The organism is Reyranella sp. CPCC 100927, assembly GCF_007859315.1.
Lineage (GTDB): Bacteria > Pseudomonadota > Alphaproteobacteria > Reyranellales > Reyranellaceae > Vineibacter.
The window spans coordinates 239,323-251,168 of record NZ_VOHA01000003.1 but is presented as its reverse complement, the minus strand read 5'-3'; the positions used below and the strand labels follow the sequence as shown (position 1 = coordinate 251,168).

The 11,846-nt window shown below is 64.8% G+C and carries 9 protein-coding genes and 1 tRNA gene; 2 read left to right on the top strand and 8 right to left on the bottom strand.

Going from position 1 to position 11,846, the window contains the following annotated elements:
* Window positions 1-934: 934 nt before the first annotated feature.
* The 6 genes from FQU96_RS10730 to FQU96_RS10705 form a co-directional block, all read right to left on the bottom strand.
* A tRNA-Glu gene (locus tag FQU96_RS10730) sits at window positions 935-1,010 on the bottom strand.
* Between the two features lie 60 nt (window positions 1,011-1,070).
* Window positions 1,071-2,882, bottom strand: coding sequence for a single-stranded-DNA-specific exonuclease RecJ (recJ, locus tag FQU96_RS10725; protein ID WP_146540976.1), 1,812 nt, complete (start codon window positions 2,880-2,882; stop codon window positions 1,071-1,073).
* Between the two features lie 176 nt (window positions 2,883-3,058).
* Window positions 3,059-4,048, bottom strand: a complete 990-nt coding sequence (gene glpX / locus FQU96_RS10720; RefSeq protein ID WP_218574677.1) for a class II fructose-bisphosphatase — start codon at window positions 4,046-4,048, stop codon at window positions 3,059-3,061.
* Between the two features lie 62 nt (window positions 4,049-4,110).
* Complete coding sequence (locus tag FQU96_RS10715; RefSeq protein WP_146540974.1) at window positions 4,111-5,409, bottom strand: homoserine dehydrogenase; 1,299 nt, start codon at window positions 5,407-5,409, stop codon at window positions 4,111-4,113.
* An 18-nt stretch (window positions 5,410-5,427) separates the two neighbouring features.
* Window positions 5,428-6,684, bottom strand: a complete 1,257-nt coding sequence (locus FQU96_RS10710; RefSeq protein WP_146540972.1) for an LL-diaminopimelate aminotransferase — start codon at window positions 6,682-6,684, stop codon at window positions 5,428-5,430.
* Window positions 6,685-6,820: 136 nt separating this feature from the next.
* A complete protein-coding gene (locus tag FQU96_RS10705; protein WP_146540969.1) occupies window positions 6,821-7,210 on the bottom strand; it encodes a hypothetical protein in 390 nt (129 codons plus the stop codon).
* Window positions 7,211-7,397: 187 nt separating this feature from the next.
* On the opposite strand from FQU96_RS10705, the gene FQU96_RS10700 reads away from it, so the two are divergent.
* Together FQU96_RS10700 and FQU96_RS10695 are read left to right on the top strand one after the other, a co-directional pair.
* Window positions 7,398-9,203, top strand: a complete 1,806-nt coding sequence (locus FQU96_RS10700; protein WP_146540967.1) for an alpha/beta hydrolase — start codon at window positions 7,398-7,400, stop codon at window positions 9,201-9,203.
* A 23-nt stretch (window positions 9,204-9,226) separates the two neighbouring features.
* A complete protein-coding gene (locus FQU96_RS10695) occupies window positions 9,227-10,330 on the top strand; it encodes an acyltransferase (RefSeq protein WP_146540965.1) in 1,104 nt (367 codons plus the stop codon).
* On the opposite strand, the gene FQU96_RS10690 is transcribed toward FQU96_RS10695, so the two are convergent.
* Window positions 10,325-10,645, bottom strand: coding sequence for an antibiotic biosynthesis monooxygenase (locus FQU96_RS10690; protein ID WP_146540963.1), 321 nt, complete (start codon window positions 10,643-10,645; stop codon window positions 10,325-10,327). The genes FQU96_RS10695 and FQU96_RS10690 overlap by 6 nt on opposite strands.
* 1 nt (window position 10,646) lies before the next feature.
* Entirely contained in the window at window positions 10,647-11,831 is a 1,185-nt protein-coding gene (locus FQU96_RS10685; protein ID WP_178130440.1) for an acyl-CoA dehydrogenase family protein, read from the bottom strand.
* Between the last annotated feature and the right edge of the window lie 15 nt (window positions 11,832-11,846).

Here is an 11,846-nt window from a genome sequence, read left to right as displayed (position 1 = left end):
GCAGCGGCATCCAGCGCTATGCGCGCTTCAAGCGCAAAGACGGTTGGACTGATCCGTACAACGGGATTGTATTCTGCGCGGCGTTTGCTCTTGGAGGACTTCGGACGCCAAAATTTATTCATGAGGCACCGCTAACAGACTAGCCACGAAATAGGGCTGACCAGGTCCATTCGACATTAATAAGAACGGGATACGAACCATTTATCAAAACGTTGCACTATCTAATCAAATTTCTGACAATTGTCAAAATCCACCCGCAAGAATTGGGCGCACCAAAGCGCGACTCCAAACGGGCACACGTTTTCGCGTCAGAGAAATACAACTAGGAAGGGCGCACATTCACACGCCGTCACAAAACATGTCGTCAGCTATAGCCGCTCCTTGCGACAATCCTCACAGCGATCAGCCTTACGAAGATCCTCCACTGTGATTTATATCATTAGCCTGCGATTTTGTTTCCACGAGCGCGAACAATTCTGGCTTCACCCGCCACGGCAGGTCAACAGTTTATCAATATCCTTCTCATCGTCACGGCACCGCAAACTATCCTTCATACAATCACAGCGGGAATCTCCTGTGTGACCATCAGACTGCCCACTGCTTCTCTGAAACATTGCGAGACGACCGTGAACTCAGTCCCTGCAAGTAGAATGACAAACGATTGTCCATTTCATTTAAGTTCATCACGGTAGTACTTACCGGATTTCCTCAATTGCAAGTGTGCTCTTACCTTCCAAGAATGAAGGTTCATATATACTTGCGGTCATGACCGGCGCGCCCTTGTCGCGCCCGTTCGAGCGGGACATGATCACACCCGACGGCTACTTCAATGGCGTCACTGAACGTTCTGCGAGAACCGGGAGCTTAGCCGTTTGGCCCGTCTAGAAGACGTTGATACCCGGCAGCCATTGGCCGCCCGGCTGCGCCACGACCTTGGCGTCCCCAACGGGATTCGAACCCGTGTTACCAACGTGAAAGGCTGGTGTCCTAGGCCTCTAGACGATGGGGACAGCTAGTCGGCGCGGTTCGTCTACAGTGTCGGCGGCGGCGAATCAAGCGGCGGCTCACAGTCAGGGGATGGCGCGGGCCGGTGCGGCATCCTCGACATGCAGGTTGACCGTTTCGCTGCCGTTCCAGCGGTCGACCCGCAGGATGCCGGCCACGTGCAGGGTCGGCGACGTCGCGTCGAGCAGCGCGGCGCCCACAGGTCCCCCCGCAGCGCGGAATGCGATCGCCTGGAGGCGCCCGCCATCGCTGCCGGCAAGCGTACAGCGGACATGCGCCTCCCCCACCGGCCGTGACCAGGTGGCCCGTACGTGGGAGAGGACGAAGCGGGGTTCGGGGTTGCCGACACCGAACGGTCCGACCTGCTCGATGGTCCGGACAAGGTCGGTCGTGGCGGCCTGGGTGCCCAGCGCACCGTCGACCGCCAGGTCGCGCACCGGCGGCGACACCCCGATCCGGGCTTCCACGTGATCGTTGAAAAAGCGGGTCCAGTCGGCCAGCCGGCTGCGCTCGATCGTCAGCCCGGCCGCCGCCGGATGGCCGCCGCCATTGACCAGCAGGCCGTTCTGTCGGGCGGCGATCACGATCGCCCCCAAATCGACGTCACGAACCGAACGGCCCGACCCCTTGCCGACGTCGCCATCCATGCCGATCACGAAAACCGGCCGGTGGAAGCGCTCGACCAGCCGGCTGGCGACAATGCCGATCACGCCAGGGTGCCAGCCCTCACCCACCGCCACGATGGCCGGCGGCACCGCGCCCAGGGCCTCTATTTGCACAATAGCCGCATCAAGGACGGCGGCCTCGATGGCCCGCCGCTCGGCATTGTAGCCGTCCAGGCGCATCGCCAGGCCCATCGCTTCCTGGGGATCGTCGGTCGACAGCAACCGGGTGCCCAGATCGGCGGCGCCGACGCGACCGCCGGCATTGACCCGCGGCCCCAGCAGAAAGCCGAGATGGAACGTGCCGGGCGTTTCGGCCAGGCGGGTCAGCGTGGCCAGCGCCGCGATTCCGGCATTGGCACGGCTATCGAGGATCTTCAGGCCCTGGCGGACCAGCATACGGTTGACGCCGGTCAACGGCACGACATCGCAAACCGTCCCCAGGGCGACGAGGTCAAGCCACAGCCGCAGATCGGGCTCTGGCCGCGCCGTCCCGTACCAGCCGGCCGCCCGCAGCGCCCGGTTCACCCCCACCACGAGCAGAAAGGCGACACCCACCGCCGCCATCTGGGTGTGCGGGCTGGCTTCGTCCTGCCGGTTGGGATCGACCACCGCCACCGCCCGCGGCAGTCGGGCCTCGGCCTTGTGGTGATCGATCACGATCATGTCGAGCCCGGCCTGCGTGGCAGCCTCGAGGGGCTCGAACGCGGTGATGCCGCAATCGACCGTGACGGCGACGGCGACACCCGCCGCCTTCAGGCCCAGCAATGCCGCCGCGTTGGGGCCATAGCCCTCTTTCAGGCGATCGGGGATGTACGCCTGGACGTTGCCACCCACCGCACGGAAGAAGCGCAGCAGCAGCGCCGACGACGTGGCGCCGTCGACATCGTAGTCGCCGAACACCGCGATCTTCTCGCCGGCACGTACGGCCCGCACGAGGCGATCGACAGCGATATCCATGTCCTTGAGATGCGACGGATCCGGCAAGAAGCGCCGCAAGGTCGGTGCCAAGAAGTCATCGACCGCGTCAGGCGCCACGCCACGGGCCGACAGCAGCCGCGCCACGACGTCGGGCAGGCCATGACGCTGGGCAATGGCCATGGCGCTGGCCTCCTCGCCCGCCCGCAGGCGCCAGCGCCGCCCCGACAGCGATTGCTCGACGCCGAGGAACGCGGACTCGATTGCCGGCGGCAGAGGTGCCAAAGCCAATGTCATGCAGCTGCCACCCAAGCACCGCGGATCACCGCCGACAAGGGCGCCGGGCTGTGAGAGTCGCAGATAACTTTGGCCTCCGTGGGAGAGCGGACGTCTCGCCCGCTCATGTCAGGCGACGGCGAGCTTTCGCCTTGATGCGGACAGGACACCCGCGCTCCCAGGCAGAGACACGCCTATCATGCCCAGCTCGGCAGGCCGCTCTTGACGTTGAAGTTGTGCTTGGCCTCGACGTAGCGAACGGTGCCGGTCTTCGACCGCATCACCAGCGAGTGCGTTTCAGCACCACCAGCGAAGCGGCGCACACCCTTGAGCATCGAGCCGTTGGTGACGCCGGTGGCGGCGAACATCACATCGCCCTTGGCCAGGTCGAGCATGCTGTATTTGCGGTTGAGGTCCTTGATGCCCCAGCGCGCCGCGCGGCCCTTCTCGTCATCGTTGCGAAACAGCAGACGGCCCTGCATCTGGCCGCCGATGCAGCGCAGCGCTGCCGCCGCCAGCACGCCCTCCGGCGCACCGCCGGAACCGATATAGATGTCGACGCCCGAGTCGGGCTGCGAGGTGGCGATCACGCCCGAGACGTCGCCGTCGCCGATCAGCATGATGCGCGCACCGGCCTCGCGGACCTTGGCGATCAGCTCGGAATGCCGCGGGCGATCGAGGATGCAGGCGACCAGGTCCGACACGTCGGCCTTCTTGGCCTTGGCGAGATTCTTCAGGTTCTCCGCCGGCGTGGCGTCGATATCGACGATCCCGTCCGGCAGGCCGCCGCCGACCGCGATCTTGTCCATGTAGACGTCAGGTGCGTTCAGGAAGTTGCCGTGTTCAGCCATGGCGATCACGGCCAGCGCGTTGGGGCCGCCCTTGGCGGTGATCGTCGTGCCTTCCAGCGGATCGAGCGCGATGTCGATCTTGGGTCCGTTGCCGGTGCCGACCTTCTCGCCGATATAGAGCATCGGCGCCTCATCGCGCTCGCCCTCGCCGATCACGACGGTGCCTTCGATGCTGAGCGCATTGAGCGCCTGGCGCATGGAGTCGACGGCAGCCTGGTCAGCCGCCTTCTCATTGCCGCGTCCCATCAGCTTCGACGCCGCCAGCGCCGCGGCTTCCGTCACCCGCACGGCTTCGAGCGCCAGGTTGCGGTCCATCGCGGATTGGGTGTCAGCCATCGTCTTTCCTCCCATGCGTCGCCCTCGCGGGCTGCCGTCGGTTGCGGCGCGAGAAGCGCCTGCTAGAGATCCTCGATCCGGATCAGGATCGGCTTTTCGCGCATCATCGCCAGGCCGGCGATACGCTGCAGCGCGCGGCGCATTGCCGCCTCTTCCGTCACGTGCGTCGTCAGCACCACCGGTACTGTATCATCCGGCCCGCGGGCGCGGCCATGCTGCAGCATCGACTCCAGCGAGACATTTTCATCACGCAGCGACGCTGTCACGTCAGCGATCACGCCCGGCCGATCGAGCACCATCAGGCGCAAATAGTAGGCGCCGCGGTGCCGCTCGATCGGCGATCCCGGCCGCGGTACAAGCCGTGCCGCCGGCACCACAAACGCCGGCAGGCCATGACCACGCGCCACGGCGACAAGGTCGGCAACGACAGCACTTGCGGTCGGGCCGGCGCCGGCGCCGCGACCTTCGAACATCGTCTGGCCGACGAAGTCGCCTTCCACGGCCACGGCGTTGAACACGCCATCGACCGACGCGATCGGCGCGTTCTTCGGCACCAGGCAAGGGTGGACCCGCTGCTCGATGCCGTGCTCGGTCTCGCGCGCCAGTCCCAGCAGCTTGATGCGACAGTCGAGCTCGTCAGCGAAACGGATATCGAGTGCGCCGACCTTGCGGATGCCCTCGACGTAGACGCCCTCGAAATCGACCGGGCGCCCGAAAGCGACCGCCGTCAACAGCGCAAGCTTGTGCGCCGCATCGATACCATCGACATCGAACGTCGGATCGGCCTCGGCGTAACCGAGCTTCTGCGCATCGGCCAGCACGTCGGCAAAGTCGCGGCCGGTCTCGCGCATGGTCGTGAGGATGTAATTGCAGGTGCCGTTCAAGATGCCGTAGAGCCGCTTCACGCGGTTGCCGACCAACCCCTCGCGCAGCGCCTTGATGATGGGGATACCGCCGGCGACGGCTGCCTCGAAAGCCAGAATGACCTGCTTGGCCTCGGCCTGGGCGGCAATGGCACTGCCGTGCAGCGCCAGAAGCGCCTTGTTGGCGGTCACGACATGCTTGGAGCGCGCGATCGCCGTTTCGATCACCTGCCGCGCGATACCATCGCTGCCGCCGATGACCTCGACGACGACGTCGATGTCGGATGCCGTGGCCAGGGCCAGCGGATCGTTCTCAAGGCGAATGCCCGACAGGTCGATCCCGCGATCCTTCGTGATGTCACGGGCACTGGCTGCGACGACCTGCAGCGGACGGCCGCAGCGCAGCGCCAGCAGGTCGGCATGCTCGCGCAGCAACTTGACAGTGCCGGCACCGACCGTGCCAAGGCCGGCGATGCCGATGCGAATCGGTTGGGACATGACGGACAAATCCAAGGGTCAGGCGCGTGCCTTCAGGCGGGTGATATTGTCGCCCAGGCCGCGCTGGTACAGATCGATCGCCTTGTCGGGATCGGCAATGACCGTCCGGATGTTCCGAATGGCCTGGCGGATCCGGTGCTTGTTCTCGACCATGGCGATGCGCACGTGATGGTCGCCGTATTCGCCGAAGCCGATACCCGGCGACACCGCGACGTTGGCCTGCGTGAGCAGCAGCTTGGAGAACGCCAGCGATCCCAGCTCGGCGAAAGCTGACGGCAGCGGCGCCCAGGCGAACATGCTGGCCGGTGGCGCGGGAATATCCCAGCCCGCCGCCTTCATGCCCTCGATCAGCACGTCACGGCGCTCCTTGTAGGTATCGCGCGCCTCGGCGACGCAATCCTGCGGCCCATCAATGGCCGCCACCGCCGCCACCTGCACCGGCGTGAAAGCACCGTAGTCGAGGTAGGACTTGATGCGGGTCAGCGCCTGGATCAGTCGACGGTTGCCGGCGGCAAAACCGATGCGCCAGCCGGCCATCGAGTAGGTCTTGCTCATCGAGGTGAACTCGATGGCGATGTCGCGCGCGCCCGGCACCTGGAGGATCGACGGCGGCGGCTGGTCGTCGAAATAGATCTCGGCATAGGCGAGATCGGACAAGATCCAGATCCCGGCCTTGCGGCAGTACTCCACCACCGGCCGATAGAAATCGAGGTCGACGACCTGCGCCGTGGGATTGGATGGGTAGTTCAGCACCAGCGCCAGCGGCTTGGGCACGCTGTGGCGCACGGCGCGATCGAGCGCCGGCATGAACTCGTCGATGGTGGTCTGGCCCGGCACCGGGATGTGGCGGATCGAGCCGCCGGCGATGATGAAGCCGTAGGGATGGATCGGGTAGCTCGGGTTGGGCACCAGGATGATATCGCCTGGCGACGTGATGGCCTGCGCCAGGTTGGCCAACCCTTCCTTGGACCCGATGGTGACGATGATCTCGTTCTCGAAATCGAGCTCAACGCCGAAACGGCGGGCATAGTAGCGCGCCTGTGCCTTGCGCAGGCCGGGGATGCCCCGCGAATTCGAGTAGCCGTGGGTTGCCGGATTGCCCGCCACCTCGGCCAGTTTGGCGACGATATGCGGCGGGGTCGGCAGATCCGGATTACCCATGCCAAGGTCGATCACGTCCTGCCCGGCCGCGCGCGCCTTGGCCTTCATCGCGTTCACTTCGGCGAACACGTAGGGCGGCAGGCGCTTGATGCGGTGGAACTCGGTGTCGTCCATGGCCGGTAGCCTTGTTTTTGTGACCGCGCGAACGCGGCGGGCGGGGGTTCTTGCTGACACGCCAGCCCCGGGAAAGACCTGGATCCAGGCTGGCTGGGCGCCTTTTGCCGCTTTGAGCCTCCGAAGTCGAGGGCGATCAGCGTGGCGTCGGGGTCGGCGCCGGGGCGGGCGGCTCCGAGGCAGGCGGCGGTTCGGATCGTGACGGCGGTTCGTCGGCCTGCGGCGGCTTGCCCCGCACCAGGGATCCGATCGCCGATCCGCGCGTTTCATCGACCGGCTGGGCCTCGCTGCCGTAGCGGGCGCGAGCGCGATCGGATGCCAGCTGGCCGGCGACGGCGGCGCGATCGGCGGTCGTCGAAGTTTGCGGCCGGTCGGGCACCGTCCCGAGGTTAGGGTAGTTCTGATCGCTGCCCGCGGGCGGCGGCTGCACCCGTTGCGGCGGTTCGGGCGTCGGGTCGCTGCAGGCGGCCAGACCGGTCACCAGCAAAGCCAACGGCAGGGCGATGAACAAGCGGCTGCGGCCCATGCGCAAACTCCTGCAATGCGTTCCTGAAGCCATGAAACCACCCACTCCTGCCATTCGTTTGACGCCCGCCGGCAGGCTTCCTAAGCTGCCACAAACAGCCGATCGGAGCCCCTGTGCGATTATCGCCCTAATCGACACAAAGGCAATGATTTGACAAGAGAATCTGCGTCAGTGGGAGGAGTGCAAAATGGCGGATACCACAGGCCCAACACCACGTCTGCCCGACCCGGCCGCCTTGCAGGAGGCATGGAAAGACATCGCCGAGCGCAGCCAGCGCCTGCTGCAGGAGTTCGCCGAAAAGCAGGCCAAGGACGGCCCCGTCGCCGCCTCGGGTGACGTCCTCAACCTGACCGGCACATTCCTCGATTTCACCGCCAAGCTGATGGCCGATCCGCAGAAGGTCGTGACGGCCCAGATGGAGCTGATGCAGCAGTACATGCGGCTATGGCAGGCGACGGCCGACCGCATGATGGGCAAGCCCGCCGAAACCGTGATCGACGCACCCAAGGACAAGCGGTTTGCCGATCCCGCCTGGCGCGACGAAGCGATCTTCGATCACGTCAAGCAATCCTACCTGCTGACCTCGCGCTGGCTGACGGGGCTCAGCAAGGACGTCGAGGGCCTCAGTCCGCACGAGCGCAAGAAGGTCGACTTCCATATGCGACAGTTCGTTGACGCGATGGCGCCGACCAACTTCGTTGCCACCAATCCGCAGGTGCTGCGCGCCACGGTCGAGAGCGGTGGCGAGAACCTGGTGAAGGGCCTGCGCAACGTGCTGGAGGACCTCGAGCGCGGCAAGGGACGCCTGGCGATCCGCCAGACCGACATGAAGGCGTTCGAAGTCGGTCGCAACGTGGCGACGGCGCCCGGCAAGGTCGTGTTCCAGAACGCGATGATGCAGCTGCTGCAGTACAGCCCGACGACCAGCGAAGTCTACGAGCGGCCGCTGCTGATCGTGCCGCCGTGGATCAACAAGTTCTACATCCTCGACCTGAAGGCCGAGAACTCGTTCATCCGCTGGGCCGTCGACCAGGGCTACACGGTGTTCGTGATCTCCTGGGTCAACCCGGACGAGAAACTCGCCGCCAAGAGTTTCGAGGACTACATGCTCGAAGGCCCGCTGGCGGCGCTGGATGCCATCGAGAAAGCCGTCGGCGCCCGCGAGGTGACGGCGATCGGCTACTGCATTGGCGGCACCCTGATGGCCGCCACGCTGGCTTGGATGGCAGCGCGCAACGACAACCGGATCGCTGCCTGCACCTTCTTCACGGCACAGGTCGATTTCACCGAGGCGGGCGAGCTGACGGTGTTCATCGACGAGGAGCAGATCAGCAATATCGAGGCGATGGCCAAGCAGCGCGGCTACATGGACGGGGCCGAGATGGCAACCACGTTCAACCTGCTGCGCGCCAACGACCTGATCTGGTCGTTCGTGGTCAACAACTACCTGATGGGCAAGGACCCCTTCCCGTTCGACCTGCTGTACTGGAACTCCGACGCCACGCGCCTGCCGGCGGCGATGCACAGCTACTACCTGCGCAACATGTACCAGCGGAACCTGCTGGTGCAGCCCGGCGGCATCACGCTCTCCAACATACCGATCGATCTGCGCAAGGTGGCGATCCCCTGCTACATTCAGGCCGGCAAGGAAGACCACATCGCGCCGTTGAAGTCGGTCTACAAGCTCACCCAGGTCTTCAACGGGCCGGTGCGCTTCATGCTCGCCGGTTCCGGCCACATCGCCGGGGTGATCAACCCGCCCAAAGCCAACAAGTATCAGCACTGGCTGAACGATACGCCGAAGAACCCGCCGACGTTCGAGGCGTGGATGGCCGGCGCCACCGAGCACAAGGGTTCCTGGTGGCATGACTGGGACAAGTGGCTGGCGCCGCTCAGCGGGCCCAAGGTGCCGGCGCGCGACCCTGCCACGGGCGGCCTGCCAGCACTCGAGGATGCACCGGGCAGTTACGTCAAAGTGCGTATTGTCGACTGACGGCAGGATGATATACCGGACGCATGTCCGGTGAGACTCACGTCGGGAGCTACTTCCGGGCGCTGGAGGCGATTCGCGGCCTCACGGCGCTCGCCATCGTCCTCTATCATCTGGACGACCGGCTAGGCCTGCCGTTCTACTTCGACAACTTCTTTATCGGCGTCGATCTGTTCTTCGTCCTGTCGGGCTTCGTGATCTTCCACGTCTATGGTGGGCGGATCAACGACAGGACCGGCTATGCCCGGTTTCTCTGGCTACGGTTCGCCCGCATCTATCCGCTGCACTTCGCGACATTGATCGCCTTCGCGGCCTTTCAAGCCGTGGTCACGGCCATCGGCGGAGACTTCGAAGCGACCATCAAGCCCATGCTCGCTCACAACGACGTCTGGTCGTTCATCGGCAATGTATTGGCCATACAAGGGCTCAATACATTCGCCGGACCGACATTCAATATCCCGAGCTGGAGCATCAGCACCGAACTCTACACATACGCCGTGTTCGGGGCCCTGTTCTGGGCCGGCCTGATCAGGCCCGACAAACCCTTCGTCGTTCCCGTCGTCATCGTTGTTGCCAGCTATTTCCTGTTGGTGACCCAGGCCTCCCAGTTTCAGGTCATGGAAGATCTGGGCTTCATCCGCAACACGCTCGGATTTGCCGTCGGCATCATCGCGCGCGGCGTGTTCGCATCGCTGCCGACACCCACGGCACGGACGCTGACGGTACTGCAGGCCGGCGCTGTGGTCCTGCTCCTCGGCCTGCTGGCCCTGCCGATCCGCGTGGCGCCTTATGCGATCTACACCACCCCGATCCTATGTGCCTTCCTGATCGTGGGATTCGCCTATGACCGCGCCGGGCTGTGTCCGATCCTGCTGCTGCCACCGCTGCAATGGCTGGGACGGATCTCCTACGCTTTGTACCTGACGCACTACATGGTCGTGCTGGCGATCAGCGCCCTCTATTTGACCGCAGTCCAACATGGATGGATCGTCGGTGCCCTCTGGAAGCAGTGGGCGCTGATTCCCGTCGTGGCCGCAATTACACTCGCCATTGCACACGTGACCTACCATCGCCTGGAACTACCGGCCAAGGCCTTCCTGCGCATGCAGTGGCGAGCGGTGCCGTCATAGGCCTTGCACTTGGGGGTGTGACACAACCTCGAAGTGCCGGGCAAAGCTGTCGAACGAAGCCAAAACAGCACGCGCTTCCGGCTCGACAACCGCTCTCTGCACATCATCGCCGGCGAAGGCCTTGATCGACTCCACCGAGTCCCACATCGTCATGGCGAGGAATTCAACGCGCCCATCGACATCACGACGCAACAGCCAGGCGCCCCGATAGCCGGCCAGTGCGTTGAGCGCCGGGTAAACCTGCTGGTTGAAGTGTTCCTGGTATGCGGCGGCATTGTCTGGCATCGCCTCTCCGCGCCAAAGCCGGGCGATCATGTCAGTTCACTCCGTGGAAACCCGCATCGGCTGCCAGTTGCCGGCCGATGACCAGGCGTTGAATGTCGGACGTGCCCTCATAGATCGAGCACACGCGCACGTCGCGGTAGATGCGCTCGACCGGAAAGTCGCTGAGATAGCCGTAGCCGCCGTGGATCTGGATAGCGGCAGAGCAAACCTTCTCGGCCGCTTCCGAAGCGAACAGCTTGGCCATGGAGGCTTCCTTCAGGCACGGCTGCCCGGCGTCACGCAGCGCCGCCGCGCGCAGCACCATCAGCTCGGCGGCATGCAATGCCGTCGCCATGTCGGCCAGCCGGAAGGAAACGGCTTGATGCTCGATGATCGGCTTGCCGAAGGTGCGACGATCCTTGGCATAGGCCAGCGCCGCTTCGTAGGCGGCGCGCGCCATGCCGACCGATTGCGCCGCCACGCCGACGCGACCGCCTTCGAGATTGGCGAGTGCGATCGACAACCCCTGTCCCTCCTCGCCCAGCATCTGGTCGGGCGTCACCTCACAGTCGTCGAAGACGATCTGGCAGTGATCGGTCGAGCGCTGACCCATCGTGTGCTCGACCCGTGCCACGCTGTAGCCCGGAGTCTTCGTCGGCACGACGAAGGCCGATATACCTTTCTTGCCGGCCGTCGGGTCGGTGACCGCAAAAACGACAGCGACATCGGCGCTACGACCCGACGTGATGAACTGCTTCACGCCGTTCAGCACGAACTTGTTGCCGGCGCGCCGCGCCCGCGTCTTGATCGCCGCCGCGTCCGAGCCGGCTTCCGGTTCGGTCAGACAGAAGGCGCCCAAGTACTGGCCCGTCGCCATGGGCCGCAGGAACCGTTCCTTCTGTTCGGCCGTACCGAACCTGAGGATCGGCATGCAGGCGAGCGAGTTGTGGACCTGGAACGCCGTCGAGGCAGCGCCGTCCGCCGCGGCGATCTCCATCAACGCCAGATAGTAGGACGTGCTGTCCGTACCGGCACCGCCGAATTCCTCCGGCACCATCATGCCCATCAGGCCAAGCCCGCCCATCCGGGCGAATGCATCGGCGGGAAACTGTCCCTCGCGATCGCGCCCGGCGGCGCCGGGCGCCAGTTCACGCTGCGCGAATTGCCGGGCGGTGTCCCGGATCATCCTCTGCCGCTCTGTCAGCACCTTCACCCTCCCGCAAGGACGGGCGATCATGGGGACAGGCTGCGT